Raw genomic sequence first — 16256 nt, forward strand, 5'->3', positions numbered from 1 at the left:
CCTGTGCCGGGGGGTGCCGGGCCATGGAGTCCGTCGGCGTCTCGGGCCGGGGGTTTTCCCCACCCCTTGCCTCCGGCGGACAGGCCGTCGTCCGCTGCGGCCGGCGTCTTCGTGCGGTCGGCTGCCGGCGCCGTCGTGCGCGGTCGCCGTAGGCGGTTGTGCCGTGGCGCGGCGCGGGTTTCGTCGCGGTTGCTCGCGCGGCCCCCTGCGGAGCCCCAGCCGCCGCACCCGCCTGGGAAGCCGCAGCCGCATGCGGAGCCGCCGGTTACTCCGTCCGGTCCCGCCACGGCAGCTCGGCCGTGATCACCGTCGGGCCGCCGGCCGGGGAGTCGAGGACGAACAGGCCGTCCACCGCGCCCAGCCGCTCCGCGAGGCCCCGCATCCCGGTGCCGCCCTCGAGCCGGGCGCCGCCACGGCCGTCGTCCCGGACCTGGATGAGCAGTCGGTCCTCCGTCCGCCACACGTCCACCGACGCGGACCGGGCCCCGCTGTGCTTGCTGATGTTCTGCAGCAGTTCGGAGACGGTGAAGTAGGCGATGCCCTCGATGGCCGGCGCCGGACGGGCCGGCAGGTCCACGGTCACCTTCACCGGCACCGTGCAGCGCGTGGCGACCGCGGACAGGGCCGCGTCCAGGCCCCGGTCCGTGAGCACGGCCGGATGGATGCCGCGGGCGAGGTCGCGCAGCTCCTGCAGGGCCAGCTTCACCTCGCCGTGCGCCTCCTCCACCATCACCGCCGCCGAGTCGGGGTCCTCCAGCAGCTTCTCCTTGGCCAGACCGAGCCCCATGGCCAGGTTGACCAGCCGGGCCTGTGCCCCGTCGTGCAGGTCCCGCTCGATGCGCCGCAGGTCGGCGGCGGCCGTGTCGACCACGACCCCGCGGTCCGACTCCAGTTCGGCGATACGGCGTTCCAGCTCGTCCGACGGCGACAGCAGTCCGCGCACCATGAAGCGGTCCACGTTCGCCAGCCCCCGCGCCAGGTACGGCAGCACCGGCCACAGCACGAACAGCGAGGTCAGCACGGTGCAGAAGGTGAGGACACCCCACGGCAGCCGGATCGCGTCGTAGAGCAGCGTCCGCCAGCCCACCGGGTCCTTCAGCGCCATCCACAGCCGCTGTGTCAGCCCGCCGCCGCGGGCGAACGGCATCGGTGTCGGCTCCTCCACCCGCACCCCGAGCAGCCGCCGGGCGCGGGCCCGCTCCAGCTTCCCCAGCTGCCGGGCGCCCAGCAGGCTCAGCGCCAGCAGCGGAAGGCCGATCACGGTGAGCGTCAGGGACCCGCCGACGGACAGCACGGTGATCGCGTAGACGAAGCCGAACACCGTCACCGGCAGGTTCAGCAGGAGATACAGGATCTCCTTCCACGTGTGCGTGTCGTACGCCGGCCGGATCGGCGGCAGCCGGTCGGTGCCGTCGGCCGCCCGGCCGTCGGCGGAACTGGTAGCGGTCATACCGGTCAGCCTGCCGTGCGCGGCGCCCTCCGCGCCATGCGGTACGCCGCCCTCCGCCGCCGGGGGAAATCCCCACCCCGCGCACGTCATCTGTCTCACCCCGTGACGGGCTGCTTACCCGCTCTTTATCAGGGCCTAGACTCCCGTGCGTACAGATCCTCGAATCGCATTGCATCACAGAGGTCACCGACTCACGAGTTCACCGACTCGCGAGTTCACTCATTCACCAAGGTCATGAGGTCAGGGAGCGAGGTCGGACGGTGCGGGAGACGTTGGGGGACTCGACGGTCGGCGCGGCGCACGTCATCGCGGCCGGTTACTTCCGGTCCTACTCGGTGGTCGGACTGCTCGCGCTCGTCGGCGTGCTGTTCGTCGCGGTCGCCTTCGGCGCGGGCCGCCTGCTGCGCCCGGTCGTGCCGACCCCGGAGAAACTCCTGACCTACGAGTGCGGCGTCGACCCCGTCGGCGAGGGCTGGGCCCACACCCAGGTCCGCTACTACGTCTACGCCTTCCTGTACGTGATCTTCGCGGTCGACTCGATCTTCCTGTTCCCCTGGGCCACGGTCTTCGCCGCGCCCGGTTACGGCGCGACGACGCTCGTGGAGATGTTCGTCTTCCTCGGCTTCCTCGCCGTGGGCCTGCTGTACGCATACAAGAAGGGCGTCCTGGCATGGACGTGACCCCGGATCCCGTTTACCTGCCGGAGCCCAAGCGGCTCGGCGCCCTGGCCCGCCTGGCCCCCGAGCCGATGAAGGTGGTCCTCAACTGGGGCCGCCGCTACTCGCTCTGGGTTTTCAACTTCGGCCTCGCCTGCTGCGCGATCGAGTTCATCGCCGCGTCGATGGCCCGCCACGACTTCATCCGCCTCGGCGTGATCCCGTTCGCGCCGGGACCGCGCCAGGCGGACCTGATGGTGGTGTCGGGCACGGTCACGGACAAGATGGCCCCGGCCGTGAAGCGCCTGTACGAGCAGATGCCGGAGCCGAAGTACGTCATCTCCTTCGGCGCCTGCTCCAACTGCGGCGGCCCCTACTGGGACTCGTACTCGGTGACGAAGGGCGTCGACCAGATCATCCCGGTGGACGTGTATGTCCCCGGCTGCCCGCCCCGGCCCGAGGCACTGCTTCAGGGAATCCTCAAGCTCCAGGAGAAGATCGCCCGCGAGTCGCTGGAGGAGCGGTACGGCACCGGTTCCGCCCGCCCGTCGGCCGCCGCCCTCACCAGCGACCTGGTGAAGCCGCCGATCCCGGCCCCGGCTCCGGGCACCGAGGGGGACGCCCGATGAGCACCGTCGGCTGGCTGCCCGCCCCGGTCGAGGACCTCTTCGGCACGGACGCCACGGCCGAGGAGTCGTACGACCTCCTGGCCGTGGACGTGTCGCCGTCCTCCTGGCTGACCGCCCTGGAGACGGCCCGTACGACCCTGGGCTGCACCTACTTCGACTGGCTGAGCGCGGTCGACGAACCGGGCACGGGTTTCCGCGTCTCGGCCCACGTCGTCGCCCTCCACCCGGTCCGCCGTCTCCTCGTCCGCACGACCGTCCCGCACGAGGCGCCGACGCTGCCCTCCGCCGTCGGCGTCTACAAGGGCGCCGCCTGGCACGAGCGCGAGACCCACGAGATGTTCGGTGTCCGCTTCGAGGGCCATCCGTCACTGGAACACCTCCTGCTCCCCGAGAACTTCGAAGGCCACCCGCTCCGCAAGGACTTCGTCCTCGCCGCCCGCGTCGCCAAGGCCTGGCCCGGCGCGAAGGAGCCGGGCGAGTCCGAACACGGTGGCCCGAAGCGCCGGCAGATGCTGCCTCCCGGCGTGCCGGACCCCAACGAATGGGGCCCGCTGAAGGGCCAGCTCCCGCCGGCTCCGGCCCGTCCGGCCCGTGCGGCGGCGGGGCGCGCGGCGGGAGACCGTCCGGTACGACGCACCCGTACGGCGGCGGAGGGCTCCGCGAGCCAGCAGCCAGAGACTCCTGCTGGTGCTGGTGCTGGTGCTGGTGCTGGTGCTGGTGCTGGTGCTGGTGCTGGTGCGTCGGGGGGCCATGGTGCCGCCGGTGCTGCTGGTGCCCGTCCGCGGCGGATGCGGAGTGCGAGCGAAGGCTCGGTGAGTCAAACCCCGACGCCGGCCCCACAGGACGCGGCCGAGCAGAAGCAGGCCGCGGCGCAGGGCGACGCGCCCCGGGCAGCGACTTCGGAAGGCCCGGCGGCCGAGGCGTCCGTGGCCCACGAGCCCGGCCCGCCGCCGGCCCGCCCGCGCCGCGCCCGCACCGCCTCGGAGGGCTCGGCATCACAGCGAACCGGGACCCCGGAGCCGGCGGCACCGGTTTCGGGCGAGGAGGCGGTACGGGTTTCGGGCGAGGCGGCGGCACGGGTTTCGGGCGAGGCGGCGGCACCGGCTTCGGGTGAGCCGACGGGCCCGGCTTCCGGTGAGCCGACCGCACCGGCTTCCGGTGAGCCGACGGGCCCGGCTTCGGATGAGGCTGGGGCAGCGGCTTCCGGTGAGCCGGCGGCTCCCCCTTCGGGTAGGCCGACCGCCCCGGACAGCGCGGCTCGCCCCGCCCGCCAGAGCACGGCCCCACGCAGCTCGGACGCCCCCTGGCACCACGCCCGCCCGGCCTTCGACGAGCCGACGGGGTCCGAGCGGACGCCCGGGGAGGCCGAGAGGGCTCCTGTGGAAGCCGAGCCAACACCTGGCGAGTCCGAGCGGACTTCTGCGGAGCCTCAGCGCGTCTCTGCCGAGCCCGAGCCCAGCCCTGCGAAGCCCGAGCGCGCCCTCGCAGAACCGGAGCGGACTCCTGCGGAACCGGAGCGGACTCCTGCGGAACCGGAGCGGACCCTTGCGGAGCCCAAGCGGGCGCCTGCGGAAGGTGAGCCGGTCCCCGCCGAACCGGAGCCGTCCTCCGCCGAACCGGAGACCTCCTCCGCCGAGCGGGAGGCGTCCCCCGCCGAACGGGAGCCGACCCGTGCGGAACCCGGTCGGACCGAGCAACGACGTGAACGGCCCACCAAGGGTGACGACCCCGACACCCCCGACGGCCGCGCCACGCGCACCACCTCCGGCACCTCTGACAACGGCAACCCCGTGACCCCCGGCACCGCAGGCGCTCCGCACACTTCCCGTACCCCAGACACCCCCGACGACCCCCACCCCACAGGAGGCCCGCAGTGAACGGCGTGCTGGACGTCGCCCTGCGACTCCTCGTCGTGTTCGTCGTCTTCCTCACCTTCCCGCTGATCGTCGGCCAGACCGAGCACAAGGTGATGGCCCACATGCAGGGCCGGCTCGGCCCGATGTACGCGGGCGGCTTCCACGGCTGGGCCCAGCTCATCGCCGACGGCGTGAAGTTCGCGCAGAAGGAGGACGTGGTCCCGGCCGGCGCCGACCGCCGTGTCTTCCAGCTGGCCCCCGCCGTCGCCCTGCTGCCGTACCTCCTCGTCCTGCTCGCCATCCCGATCGGCCCGAGCGAGGGCGCCGTCGGCCAGGTCCTGGACGCGGGCGTGTTCTTCGTGCTCGCGGTGATGGGCGTCGGCGTGCTCGGCTCGCTCATGGCGGGCTGGGCCAGCGCGAACAAGTTCTCCCTGCTCGGCGGCCTGCGCACGGCCGCCCAGCTGCTCGCCTACGAACTCCCGATGCTGCTCGCCGCGGCCTCGGTCGCCATGGCGGCGGGCACCGTCTCCCTGCCCGGCATCCTGCACACCTTCCACTGGTGGTGGGTGCCCTGGCAGATCGTCGGCGCGGTCGTCTTCTTCGTCGCCGGACTCGCCGAACTGCAGCGCCCGCCGTTCGACATGCCCGTCGCCGACTCCGAGATCATCTTCGGCGCGTACACGGAGTACACCGGACTGCGGTTCGCCCTCTTCCTCCTCGCCGAGTACGCCGGGATCGTCGTCCTGTGCGGTCTGACCACCGTCCTGTTCCTGGGCGGCTGGCACGGCCCCTGGGGCCACGACGGCCTGGGCTGGCTGTGGACCCTGCTGAAGACCGCGATCCTCGCCTTCCTCGTCATCTGGCTCCGCGTGACCTACCCGCGGCTGCGCGAGGACCAGCTCCAGAAACTCTCCTGGACCCTCCTCGTCCCCCTCTCCCTCGCCCAGATCGCCCTCACCGGCGTCGTCAAGGTGGTGATCAGCTAACCATGGCCCCCATCCCCGGCTCCGGCCTCGCCAAGGGCCTGGCCGTCACCCTGCGCACGATGACGAAGAAGACCGTCACCGAGCAGTACCCGGACGCCCTGCCCGAACTCCCGCCCCGCACCCGCGGTGTGATCGGCTTGTTCGAGGAGAACTGCACGGTCTGCATGCTCTGCGCCCGCGAGTGCCCGGACTGGTGCATCTACATCGACTCCCACAAGGAGACGGTCCCGCCGGCCGCCCCCGGTGGCCGCGAGCGCAGCCGCAATGTCCTCGACCGGTTCGCCATCGACTTCTCCCTGTGCATGTACTGCGGTATCTGCATCGAGGTCTGTCCTTTCGACGCGTTGTTCTGGTCCCCGGAGTTCGAGTACGCCGAGACGGACATCCGCGACCTCACCCACGAGCGGGACAAGCTCCGCGAGTGGATGTGGACCGTCCCGGCCCCGCCCGCCCTCGACCCCGCGGCCGAGGAGCCGAAGGAGATCGCCGCCGCCCGCAAGGCCGCCGAGAAGCTGGCGGCCGCGCAGGCCGAACCGGGGGAGGGCGACTCGTGAGCCTCGCCGCAGCCACGGCCACGGTGGCCGCTTCCGGCACACACGGCTTCCTGTCCCCGACCGGTGTCGAGATCGCCTTCCTCCTCGTCGGCCTGGTCACCTTCGGCGCCGCGCTGATCACCGTCACCACCCGCCAGCTGGTGCACGCCGCCCTGTGGCTGGTCGTCGCCCTCGGCGGCCTCGCCGTGGAGTACCTGCTGCTCACGGCCGAGTTCATCGCCTGGGTGCAGGTCCTGATCTACGTCGGTTCCGTCGTCGTCCTCCTGCTGTTCGGTCTGATGCTCACCAGGGCGCCCATCGGCCGCTCCCCGGACGCCGACTCCGGCAACCGCTGGGCCGCCCTGGCCGTCGCGGTCGCCGCAGCCGTAGCCCTGGTGTGGGTGGTCGTCGACGCCTTCCGCACCACCTGGATCGACCTGGGCGGCCCGGCCGCCGGCACCACACGGATCACCGGCGAGAGCCTGTTCCGGACCTGGGTCCTGCCCTTCGAGGCCCTGTCCGTACTGCTCCTCGCGGCCCTGGTCGGCGCGATCGTCCTGTCCCGCAAGGCGAAGGCGGGCACGGCCTCCGGCGCACCGGCCACCGCCCACGCGCCCGCGACCGCACCCGGCGAGAAGGAAGGCGCCCGCTGATGCACCTCGCCTACCCGGCCGTACTGTCTGCCCTCCTCTTCTGCACCGGCCTGTACGGCGTCCTCGCCCGCCGCAACGCGATCCTGGTCCTGATGTCGGTCGAGCTGATGCTCAATGCCGTCAACCTCAACCTGGTCGCCTTCGACGTCTGGCTCAGCCGGGCCGCGAAGGAGACCCTGCACTCCGGCCAGGCGCTGACCCTGTTCACCATCGCCATCGCCGCCGCCGAGATCGGCATCGGCCTGGCGATCGTGCTCGCCGTCCACCGCAACCGCGGCACCTCCGACATCGACAAGCTCCGCGACACCGCCGAGGGACCCGGCACCGAGGGACCGGGCTCCCCGGCGGCCGAGAAGGCTGAGGCCACCGCGTGACCACGACCACCCTCGCCGTCCTCGTCCCCATCCTGCCGTTCCTCGGCGCCGCGGCCGGACTGCTGCTCGGACGCACCGCGCCCGGGTTCGTCCGCCCGCTCGCCGTACTGCCGCCGCTGGTCTCGCTCGTGCTGGCCGTGCTGGTCGCCGTGCGCCAGGGCGGCGGCCGGACCATCGACGCGTACACCGAGCTGACACCCACCGGCTCGGTCCCCATCGAGCTGGCGCTGCACATCGACGGCTTCGCCGCGCTCGTCGCGATCCTGGTCGCGTTCGTCGCCGCCTGCGTGCAGATCTACTCGACGGGCTATCTGCGCGACGACCCGCGCTACCCCTCGTACGCCGCCCTCGTCTCCCTGTTCACCTCCGCGATGCTCCTGGTCGTCTACTCCGGCGACCTGATCGTGCTGCTGGTCGGCTGGGAAGTCATGGGCATCTGCTCCTACTTCCTGGTCGGCCACTACTGGGAGACCCCGGAGGCCCGCGCCGCCTCGCTGAAGGCCTTCCTGGTCACCAAGCTCGGCGACGTGCCGTTCCTGATCGGCCTGTTCGCGCTGGCCACCGACGCCGGCTCCTTCCGTATCACCCGCGTCCTCGGCGCCGTCGCGAGCGGCAACCTGCACCACCCGACCCTCGTCGCCCTGCTGCTCCTCGCGGGTGCCGCGGGCAAGTCGGCGCAGTTCCCGCTGCACACCTGGTTGCCGGACGCGATGGCGGGCCCGACGCCCGTCTCGGCACTCATCCACGCCGCGACGATGGTCGCCGCCGGTGTCTACTTCATCGCCCGTCTCCTTCCGGTGTTCGAGGCCTCCCGGGCCGCGATGATCGTGCTGGCCGTCATGGCCGCCGTGACCATGACCGGCTCGGGTCTCGCCGCACTCGCCCAGGACGACATCAAGCGCGTCCTCGCCTACTCGACGATCGGCCAGCTCGGCTACATGACCGGCGCCCTCGCCGTCGGCGACCGCGGCGCCGCCGTCTTCCACCTCCTGTCCCACGGCGCCTTCAAGGCGCTGCTGTTCCTCGCCGCCGGCGTGATCATCCATGCCGCCGGCACCAACTCGCTGGCCGCCATGTCCCGCATGCACGGCCTGCGCGACCGCGTCCCGGACGCCTACTGGACGATGACCGTGGCCCTGCTCGCGCTCGCCGCGATCCCGCCGTTCAGCGGGTTCTTCTCCAAGGAGTCGGTCCTCGGGGCCGCCGAGCACGTCGCCCAGGGGGGCACCGAGTACGTGCCCGGCGCCGCCGGCTGGATCGTCCTCGTCGCCGGTCTGCTCACCGCCCTGCTGACCGCCGCCTACGCGACCCGGCTGTGGCTGCTGGCCTTCCGCGGGCGGGGCGCCGAGGCCCCCGACCACGGCCGCCAGCCGCTGACGATGACCGTGGTGCTCTGGGTGCTCGCGGTGCCGTCCCTGGCCTTCGGCGGGCTCGCCTACCGCTCGCTGCCCGACTGGTTCGACGGCCGCGACCTGACCCCGACCCCGCTCACCTCCATCCTCGGCACGGGCCTCGCCCTGGTCGGCGGGCTGCTCACCTACGGTGCCTGGCAGCGCACCACGCAGCTCGCCGCCCGGTTCCCGCTGGGCGCGGTCGCCGCCCACCCCGAGGGTGACGCCGCACTGGTCGAGGCCGAGGCCATCGCGACCCACGAGCCGGCCTACGGCGACATCGCCCACGCCCCCGACCCGGCGGACCCCGGCCGGCTGCTGCTCGGCCCGCTGCACCGGTCCGCGGCCGCCGGCTTCCACCTGGACGCCGTGTACGCGGTGATGTTCGTCCGCCCGGTCCAGGCCGGGGCGAGCCTCGTCCGGTTCCTCGACCGTGAGGTCGTCGAGACCTACGTAAGCGGCGCGGCCGCCCTGCCCCGGATGCTCGGGGCCGCCGTACGGCGGGCGCAGACCGGCAATGTGCAGACCTATGTGAGCGCGCTGCTCGCCGGCACCGTCGTCCTGGCGGTCGCCGTCGTCCTCGTCGCCACGGGAGCGTGAGCAGGCGTGATCGATATCAACGAGTCCGTGATGCAGTTCCTTCTGGCGTTCGTCGTCGTCGGCCCGCTCCTCGGCGCCGTCGCCGCTCTCCTGCCGGCCCCGCCCGGGCTGAAGGGGAAGTCGCCCGAGCAGGCCGTGCTGCGGCACGGTGTGACCGTGACCGGCGCGATCCTCATCGCCGCGATCGTCCTCGCGCTCGGCTTCGACCACGACCATGCGTCGAAGATGCAGGCCACGACCGACATCAGCTGGATCCCCGCACTCGACGTGCGGATCCACCTCGGCATCGACGGCATCTCCCTCCCCCTCGTCGTCCTGACCGCGCTGCTGACCTTCCTCTGCGCGCTGTACTCCTACTTCAACCCGCCCAAGGGCCCGTCCCCGAAGGCGTTCGTCGCGCTGCTGTTCCTGCTCGAGTCCGGCACCCTCGCGACCTTCGCCGTCCTCGATCTGCTGCTGTTCTTCCTCGCGTTCGAGACGGTGCTCATCCCGATGTACTTCCTCATCGCCCGCTGGGGCGGCGAGGGCCGGACCCGGGCCGCGTGGAAGTTCATCCTGTTCACGCTGCTCGGCTCCGTCGTCATGCTGCTCGGCCTGCTCCTGATCGGGATCAAGGCGGGCACGTTCGACATGGTGGCACTCGCCACTGACAACGGCCGGTCGCTGACCGCATCCGTGCAGGTCATCGCCGTCCTGGCGATCGGGATCGGGCTCGCCGTGAAGTCGCCGATGTGGCCGCTGCACAGCTGGCTGCCCGACGCCCACACCGCCGCGCCGACCGTCGGCTCGGTGCTGCTGGCCGGTGTCCTGCTGAAGATGGGTACGTACGGGTTCGTCCGGATCCTGCTGCCGGTCGCGCCGCACGGCTTCCACACCTTCGCGCCGTACCTCGCCGCGTTCGCCGTCGTCGGGATCATCTACGGATCCCTGGCCTGCCTGGCCCTGGCCAAGCGCGGCGCGAAGGGCGATCTCAAGCGGCTGATCGCCTACTCCTCCGTCGGCCACATGGGCTTCGTCCTGCTGGGCATCGCCACCATGACCGCGACCGGCGTCAACGGCGCCCTGTTCGCCAACATCGCCCACGGCCTCATCACCGGCCTGCTCTTCTTCCTGGTCGGCGCGCTGAAGGACCGCACCGGCACCACCGACCTCGACACCCTCGCCAAGGAGACGGGAGCCGCGCTGTACGGCAGGGCCCCGCGTCTGGGCGGCCTGCTCGCCTTCGGTGCCGTCGCCTCGCTCGGTCTGCCGGGGCTCGCCGGGTTCTGGGGCGAGATGCTGGCCCTGTTCGGTTCCTTCAAGCCCGCCGCCGACCTCAGCCGGCCGGCCTTCCTCACCTTCATGGCGATCGGCGCGTTCGGCACCCTGCTGACCGCCGCGTACATGCTGATCGTGGTCCGCCGCGTCTGCATGGGCGGTGTCGAGCAGGAGGTCCACACCCTCGCCGACGTACGCGGGTACGAGTTCGCCGCCTGGACCCCCCTTGTCGCCCTCACCGTCGTCGCCGGACTGTGGCCCAGGGCGCTGCTCGGCCTCACCGACCCGGCCGTGCACCAGCTCCTCGCAGGAGGCACCCGATGAGCGCCCAGCCCCTCGCCGAGTCCCTGGTCCAGTCCGTCGACTGGCTCGCCGTCGCCCCGCCGACCATCACCGCCGCGGTGGGACTCGTCGTCCTGGTCGCCGACCTGTTCCTGCCCGAGGCCCGCAAGGCCGTCCTCGGCTGGATCTCGGTCGCCGGACTGGCCGTGTCCGCGCTGATGCTGCTGCCTCTCCTTGACGGCGACCGCAGCACCTTCTGCCGGAACGGCGCCACGCGCGCGTGCAGCTACACCGCCGACCACTTCACGCTCGTCATCCAGTTCCTGGTCCTCGGCGGCGCCCTGCTCGCGGCGCTGCTGTCGGTTACGAACCTCAGGGACGACCAGCGGCGCGTCCCGCCGGGCGAGTTCTGGTTCCTGCTGCTGTCCTCGGCGGCCGGCGCGGCCCTGCTGCCCGCCTCCCGGGACCTGGCCACCCTGATCGTCGCCCTGGAGGTCGCGTCCCTGCCCGCCTTCGCCCTCGTCGGCATCCGGCACGGAGACAAACGGTCCTCCGAGGCCGCCCTGAAGTTCTTCCTGTCCTCGGTGACGGCCACCGCGGTCAGCCTGATGGGCATCAGCTTCGTCTACGCCTCCACCGGCACCCTCTACCTCACCGAGGTCGCCCAGCGCCTGCCGCACGTCGGCGGGCAGCTGCACACGCTCGCCCAGACGGGCGTCGTCCTCACTCTGATCGGCTTCGCCTTCAAGACGGCCGCCGTCCCCTTCCACTTCTGGGTGCCCGACACCTACGTCGGCGCGCCGCTGCCCGTCGCCGCGTACCTGTCGGTCGTCGGCAAGGCGGTCGGCTTCTCCGGCCTGATCCTCGTCACCGTCGTCGCGTTCCCGTCGTACGCCGACGTCTGGGGCCCCGCGCTCGCTGTCCTGGCCGCCCTGACCATGACCGTCGGCAACGTCGGCGCTCTGCGCCAGCAGGCCACGCGCGCGTACAGCGCCGTACGGCTGCTCGCCTGGTCCTCCGTCGGCCAGGCCGGCTACCTGCTGGTGCCGATCGCCGCCGCCGGCTACGCCAGGGATCCGCAGAAGGCGATCGGCTCCACGGTGGCCTACGCGCTGATGTACGCCGCCGTGAACCTCGGCGCGTTCGCGGTGGCCGCCCTGGTGGGCCGCAGCCGGGCCCTCAACCGGATCTCCGACTACCGGGGGCTGTACGCCACCAACCCGCTCACCGCGCTCCTGCTGGCGTTCTTCCTGCTGTGCCTGGCCGGTCTCCCGCCCGGCGTCATCGGGCTGTTCGCGAAGGTCACCGTGTTCTCGGCGGCCGTCGACGCGGGCCTCGGCTGGCTCGCCGTCGTCATGGCCGTCAACGTGGTGATCGCGCTCTTCTACTACCTGCAGTGGACGGCCCTGCTGTTCCGCGCTCCCGAGGGGGAGCCCGCCCGGCACCGCGTCCCGGCCCCCCTCACGGCCGCCCTCGCCCTGACCGGTGTACTCGGCGTCGCTCTGTCCGGAGCACCCCAGCTGGTCCTCCGCTTCGCGTCCACCGGCCTGTTCTGAGAAGCCGTCACGCGCGCGTCGCCACCTGTGCCGTCACGCGCGCGTGCAGCAGCGGCCCCGTGCGCACGCGCGCGTGGCGACCACGGGCCAGGGCGTCCCGGGCCGCACCCTCGGAGTCGCCGGAGCCATCGAGAGTGCTGACCTGCACAGTCTGTGCAGCGGCCGCATTTCCGCCGGCGCACACCACCGCCGTCGACTTCGCCTCGCCGGGGACGACCTGGAGCGGCGCGGAGCCGGTGCACGCACAAGGCCCGTGAGCCCTCGCAGCGGTGTCGGCGCCGCCACGCGCGCGTGCCGTCGGTCCACCTCACCCGTACGGCCGCGGCACGGCACCGCCCGCACCAGGGAACTCGCACCGCCCGCGTGGCGTTGAGCAGTACGGGAGGATCCACTGGACCTGAGGGTTCCCTGCTGCACGACTTGGAGGGCGTACGGTGCACCGCCGGCACAACGGGCTCAGGACCGCAGTACTCCTCGGGGGGCTGTCCGCACTCATCATCGTCATCGGCAGCTTCTTCGGCCGTGCCGGTCTGGTCATCGCGGTCCTGGTCGCCCTCGGCACGAACGCGTACGCGTACTGGAACAGCGACAAGCTGGCCCTTCGCGCGATGCGTGCCCGCCCGGTCAGCGAGTTCGAGGCCCCGGGGCTGTACCGGATGGTCCGCGAGCTGTCCACGCAGGCCCGCCAGCCCATGCCCCGGCTCTACATCTCCCCGACGGAGGCCCCCAACGCCTTCGCGACCGGCCGCAATCCGCGCAACGCGGCCGTGTGCTGCACGGAGGGCATCCTGCGCCTGCTGGACGAGCGTGAACTGCGGGGCGTGATCGGCCACGAGCTGAGTCACGTCTACAACCGGGACATCCTCATCTCCTCGGTGGCCGGCGCCCTCGCCTCGGTGATCATGTTCCTGGTGAACTTCGCCTGGCTCATCCCGGTCGGCCGCTCGGACGACGACGACGGCCCCGGGCTGCTCGGCATGCTCCTCATCATGATCCTGGGTCCGCTCGCCGCCACCGTCATCCAGCTGGCCATCAGCCGCTCCCGCGAGTACGAGGCGGACGCCTCCGGCGCTCAGCTCACCGGAGACCCGCTGGCCCTCGCCAGTGCCCTGCGCAAGCTGGAGACCGGCACCCAGCAGCTTCCGCTGCCGCCCGAGCCCCGGCTCGAGATCGCCAGTCACATGATGATCGCGAACCCCTTCCGTGCAGGCCAGGGGTTGACGAAGATGTTCTCCACGCACCCGCCGATGGCGGACCGCATCGCCCGGCTCGAGAAGATGGCAGGTCGCTACCAGTGAAGACCATCCTGAACATCATCTGGCTCATCCTGAGCGGCTTCTGGCTGTTCCTCGGCTACCTCCTCGCCGGCGTCCTGCTCTGCATCACGATCATCGGAATCCCCTTCGGCATAGCAGCGTTCCGCATCGGCGTCTACGCCCTGTGGCCCTTCGGGTACACCACGATCGAGCGCCGCGACGCGGGCGCCCCCTCCTGCATCGGCAACGTCCTGTGGCTGGTGCTGGCCGGCTGGTGGCTGGCGCTCGCGCACATCGTCACCGGCATCGCCCTGTGCCTCACGATCATCGGCATCCCGTTCGGCATCGCCAACTTCAAGCTGATCCCGGTCTCCCTGCTGCCGCTGGGCCGCGAAATCGTCCCCACGGACCAGCCGTTCGCGACCCGCTGAGCCGGTCGGCGGAAGCCGGACGCCGGAAGGGCGGGCGGCCGCGGGCGCACTGACGACGCGCCACCCGCCGTGTCACTCGCCGCGCCGGCGCACCCACCGCCGTACGCCGTAGGCCGCCACGCCCACCGCGAGTACGCCCGCGCCCACCGCCACCGAAACGGCGGGCAGTGCGAGCGCCAGAGTGGCGCAGCCCAGCAGGCCCACCGCGGGTACCGCACGAGCCTTCGGGGCGGAAGCCAGGGCCCATGCGGACGCGTTGGCGACGGCGTAGTAGGCGAGCACTCCGAAGGAGGAGAAGCCGATCGCGCCGCGCACGTCCACCGTCGCGGCCAGTAAGGCGACCACCGCGCCCACGGCCGGCTCCGCCCGGTGCGGCACCTGGAAGCGCGGGTGTACGGCCGCCAGGGCTCCCGGCAGATGCCCGTCCCGGGCCATGGCGAGCGTCGTACGGGACACGCCCAGGATCAGCGCGAGCAGTGAGCCGAGCGCCGCCACCGCCGCCCCGGCCCGCACCACGGGCACGAGCCCCGGCACGCCGGCCGCCCGTACCGCGTCGGCCAGCGGTGCCGGCGCGTGCCCGAGCCGGCCCGCGCCGAGGACACCGAGCACCGCGACGGCCACGCACGCGTACACCACCAGTGCGATCCCCAGGGCGAGCGGGATCGCGCGCGGGATGGTGCGCGCCGGGTCCCGCACCTCCTCCCCGAGGGTCGCGATGCGCGCGTACCCGGCGAAGGCGAAGAACAGCAGTCCCGCTGCCTGGAGCACTCCGCCGGCGCCCGACGACAGCCCGACCTCCAGCCGCCCGGCATCGGCCCGCCCGGAGGCCAGGCACACGATCACCACGGCCGTGAGAACGGCCAGCACCCCCGCCACGATCACGCGCGTCAGCCACGCCGACTTCTGGATCCCGCCGTAGTTCACGGCCGTCAGGGTCACCACGGCCGCGACCGCCGCCGCATGCGCCTGCCCCGGCCACACGTACGCGCCCACGGTGAGCGCCATGGCCGCACAGGACGCCGTCTTGCCGACCACGAACGCCCAGCCCGCGAGGTAACCCCAGAAGGGGCCCAGCCGTTCCCGCCCGTAGACGTATGTGCCGCCGGAGGCCGGATAGCGGGCGGCGAGTCGGGCCGAGGACATGGCGTTGCAGTAGGCCACCACGGCGGCGAGCGCCAGCCCGGGCAGCAGTCCCGATCCGGCCGCGCGCGCGGCGGGCCCCAGGGCGGAGAAGACGCCGGCTCCGATCATCGAGCCGAGACCGATGACCACGGCGTCCCGCACTCCCAGGGTGCGTCGCAGTGCGGTGCCGGAAGGTGCCATGTGCCGCACCCTACTGAGCACGGCAACCATGCAGTGGACCTGTGACGTCCTCTTCATGGACACGGCACGAACACGCGCGCGTGACGACAGCGCGTCCGCCCCGGACTCTCAGCAGCCGGACAGCGCGGACACAGCGCGGAAGGGCAGGTTCATGGCATGAGCATCATCGCTTGGATCATCCTGGGACTGCTGGCCGGAGCCATCGCCAAGATCCTCCTGCCGGGCCGCGACCCCGGCGGCTTCATAGGTACGACCCTGATCGGCATCGCGGGCGCGTTCATCGGCGGCTGGATCTCCGCCCGCTGGCTGCACCACCCGATCAGCAAGGGCTTCTTCGACGGCGCCACCTGGGCCGCGGCCATCGGCGGCTCCCTGGTGCTGCTGATCGTCTACCGCCTCCTGTTCGGCAACTCCCGGGACTGAGCGCCGTATCGGCAGCGCGGAAGGGTGGGCACCGCTCGGGGGTGCCCACCTCATTTACGGCCTCTTACCGGTAGTTCACGAACTGCAGCGCGAAGTCGAAGTCCTTGCCCTTCAGCAGCGCGATCACGGCCTGCAGATCGTCACGGCTCTTGGAGGAGACGCGCAGCTCGTCACCCTGGACCTGGGCCTTCACACCCTTGGGGCCCTCGTCACGGATGATCTTCGCCACCTTCTTCGCGTTCTCCTGGGAGATGCCCTCCTCGATCGACGCGAAGATCTTGTACTCCTTGCCGGACAGCTGGGGCTCGCCCGTGTCCAGCGCCTTCAGCGAGATGCCGCGCTTGATCAGCTTGGACTGGAAGACGTCGAGGACAGCCTTCACCCGGTCCTCGGAGTTCGCCTCCATGAGGATCTTTTCACCGGACCACGAGATCGAGGCGCCCACGCCCTTGAAGTCGTAGCGCTGCGAGATCTCCTTGGCGGCCTGGTTGAGGGCGTTGTCGACCTCCTGCCGCTCGACCTTCGAGACGATGTCGAAACTGGAGTCGGCCATGTCCTGTGGCTCCTTGTATCGGGGTGCATATCGGGTGCGTGCCGGCG

Annotated in this window: 16 protein-coding genes; 13 read left to right on the top strand and 3 right to left on the bottom strand. The window is 71.8% G+C overall.

Features of this window, described 5'->3' with window-relative positions:
• Positions 1-265: 265 nt before the first annotated feature.
• The gene (locus ACZ7GZ_RS12315; RefSeq protein ID WP_471023372.1) at positions 266-1450 is read right to left on the bottom strand and encodes a sensor histidine kinase; all 1185 of its coding nucleotides are present in this window, start codon (positions 1448-1450) and stop codon (positions 266-268) included.
• Between the two features lie 260 nt (positions 1451-1710).
• On the opposite strand from ACZ7GZ_RS12315, the gene ACZ7GZ_RS12320 reads away from it, so the two are divergent.
• The 12 genes from ACZ7GZ_RS12320 (at position 1711) to ACZ7GZ_RS12375 (ending at position 13910) form a co-directional block, all read left to right on the top strand.
• Positions 1711-2130, top strand: a complete 420-nt coding sequence (locus tag ACZ7GZ_RS12320; protein WP_471023376.1) for an NADH-quinone oxidoreductase subunit A — start codon at positions 1711-1713, stop codon at positions 2128-2130.
• Positions 2121-2735, top strand: coding sequence for an NADH-quinone oxidoreductase subunit B (locus ACZ7GZ_RS12325; RefSeq protein ID WP_471023378.1), 615 nt, complete (start codon positions 2121-2123; stop codon positions 2733-2735). Before ACZ7GZ_RS12320 ends, ACZ7GZ_RS12325 begins: the two co-directional genes overlap by 10 nt.
• Entirely contained in the window at positions 2732-4612 is a 1881-nt protein-coding gene (locus ACZ7GZ_RS12330; protein WP_471023380.1) for an NADH-quinone oxidoreductase subunit C, read from the top strand. Before ACZ7GZ_RS12325 ends, ACZ7GZ_RS12330 begins: the two co-directional genes overlap by 4 nt.
• Positions 4609-5577: a complex I subunit 1/NuoH family protein gene (locus tag ACZ7GZ_RS12335; RefSeq protein ID WP_471023383.1), complete on the top strand. Its 969-nt coding sequence runs from the start codon at positions 4609-4611 to the stop codon at positions 5575-5577. Before ACZ7GZ_RS12330 ends, ACZ7GZ_RS12335 begins: the two co-directional genes overlap by 4 nt.
• A 2-nt stretch (positions 5578-5579) precedes the next feature.
• The gene (locus ACZ7GZ_RS12340) at positions 5580-6131 is read left to right on the top strand and encodes a NuoI/complex I 23 kDa subunit family protein (RefSeq protein WP_471023385.1); all 552 of its coding nucleotides are present in this window, start codon (positions 5580-5582) and stop codon (positions 6129-6131) included.
• Positions 6128-6763 (top strand): NADH-quinone oxidoreductase subunit J family protein, encoded by a 636-nt coding sequence (locus tag ACZ7GZ_RS12345; protein WP_471023388.1) that lies wholly within the window; start codon positions 6128-6130, stop codon positions 6761-6763. The genes ACZ7GZ_RS12340 and ACZ7GZ_RS12345 overlap by 4 nt, the downstream gene beginning before the upstream one ends.
• Complete coding sequence (gene nuoK / locus ACZ7GZ_RS12350; protein ID WP_471023389.1) at positions 6763-7137, top strand: NADH-quinone oxidoreductase subunit NuoK; 375 nt, start codon at positions 6763-6765, stop codon at positions 7135-7137. The genes ACZ7GZ_RS12345 and nuoK overlap by 1 nt, the downstream gene beginning before the upstream one ends.
• Positions 7134-9128, top strand: a complete 1995-nt coding sequence (locus tag ACZ7GZ_RS12355) for an NADH-quinone oxidoreductase subunit 5 family protein (RefSeq protein WP_471023392.1) — start codon at positions 7134-7136, stop codon at positions 9126-9128. Before nuoK ends, ACZ7GZ_RS12355 begins: the two co-directional genes overlap by 4 nt.
• Before the next feature lie 6 nt (positions 9129-9134).
• On the top strand, positions 9135-10709 hold the full coding sequence (locus tag ACZ7GZ_RS12360) for a complex I subunit 4 family protein (RefSeq protein ID WP_471023394.1): 1575 nt from the start codon (positions 9135-9137) through the stop codon (positions 10707-10709).
• Entirely contained in the window at positions 10706-12223 is a 1518-nt protein-coding gene (locus ACZ7GZ_RS12365; RefSeq protein WP_471023397.1) for an NADH-quinone oxidoreductase subunit N, read from the top strand. Before ACZ7GZ_RS12360 ends, ACZ7GZ_RS12365 begins: the two co-directional genes overlap by 4 nt.
• A gap of 434 nt (positions 12224-12657) precedes the next feature.
• Positions 12658-13521, top strand: coding sequence for a zinc metalloprotease HtpX (gene htpX / locus ACZ7GZ_RS12370; protein WP_471023400.1), 864 nt, complete (start codon positions 12658-12660; stop codon positions 13519-13521).
• On the top strand, positions 13518-13910 hold the full coding sequence (locus ACZ7GZ_RS12375) for a YccF domain-containing protein (RefSeq protein ID WP_471023402.1): 393 nt from the start codon (positions 13518-13520) through the stop codon (positions 13908-13910). The genes htpX and ACZ7GZ_RS12375 overlap by 4 nt, the downstream gene beginning before the upstream one ends.
• Positions 13911-13982: 72 nt before the next feature.
• On the opposite strand, the gene ACZ7GZ_RS12380 is transcribed toward ACZ7GZ_RS12375, so the two are convergent.
• Positions 13983-15233 (bottom strand): APC family permease, encoded by a 1251-nt coding sequence (locus ACZ7GZ_RS12380; protein WP_471023404.1) that lies wholly within the window; start codon positions 15231-15233, stop codon positions 13983-13985.
• Positions 15234-15389: 156 nt separating this feature from the next.
• On the opposite strand from ACZ7GZ_RS12380, the gene ACZ7GZ_RS12385 reads away from it, so the two are divergent.
• Positions 15390-15656: a GlsB/YeaQ/YmgE family stress response membrane protein gene (locus ACZ7GZ_RS12385; protein ID WP_471023406.1), complete on the top strand. Its 267-nt coding sequence runs from the start codon at positions 15390-15392 to the stop codon at positions 15654-15656.
• A gap of 64 nt (positions 15657-15720) precedes the next feature.
• Here ACZ7GZ_RS12385 and ACZ7GZ_RS12390 read toward each other — a convergent pair whose 3' ends face one another.
• Positions 15721-16209 (bottom strand): YajQ family cyclic di-GMP-binding protein, encoded by a 489-nt coding sequence (locus ACZ7GZ_RS12390; RefSeq protein WP_471023409.1) that lies wholly within the window; start codon positions 16207-16209, stop codon positions 15721-15723.
• Positions 16210-16256: the final 47 nt, after the last annotated feature.

It is taken from the genome of Streptomyces sp. NPDC037288 (genome assembly GCF_055603265.1).

Coding starts and splice junctions, on each gene's coding strand:
- ACZ7GZ_RS12385 (WP_471023406.1), top strand. CDS start 15,390: ATGAGCATCATCGCTTGGATCATCCTGGGACTGCTGGCCGGAGCCATC.
- ACZ7GZ_RS12340 (WP_471023385.1), top strand. CDS start 5,580: ATGGCCCCCATCCCCGGCTCCGGCCTCGCCAAGGGCCTGGCCGTCACC.
- ACZ7GZ_RS12390 (WP_471023409.1), bottom strand. CDS start 16,209: ATGGCCGACTCCAGTTTCGACATCGTCTCGAAGGTCGAGCGGCAGGAG.
- ACZ7GZ_RS12365 (WP_471023397.1), top strand. CDS start 10,706: ATGAGCGCCCAGCCCCTCGCCGAGTCCCTGGTCCAGTCCGTCGACTGG.
- ACZ7GZ_RS12325 (WP_471023378.1), top strand. CDS start 2,121: ATGGACGTGACCCCGGATCCCGTTTACCTGCCGGAGCCCAAGCGGCTC.
- nuoK (WP_471023389.1), top strand. CDS start 6,763: ATGCACCTCGCCTACCCGGCCGTACTGTCTGCCCTCCTCTTCTGCACC.
- ACZ7GZ_RS12330 (WP_471023380.1), top strand. CDS start 2,732: ATGAGCACCGTCGGCTGGCTGCCCGCCCCGGTCGAGGACCTCTTCGGC.
- ACZ7GZ_RS12380 (WP_471023404.1), bottom strand. CDS start 15,233: ATGGCACCTTCCGGCACCGCACTGCGACGCACCCTGGGAGTGCGGGAC.
- ACZ7GZ_RS12315 (WP_471023372.1), bottom strand. CDS start 1,450: ATGACCGCTACCAGTTCCGCCGACGGCCGGGCGGCCGACGGCACCGAC.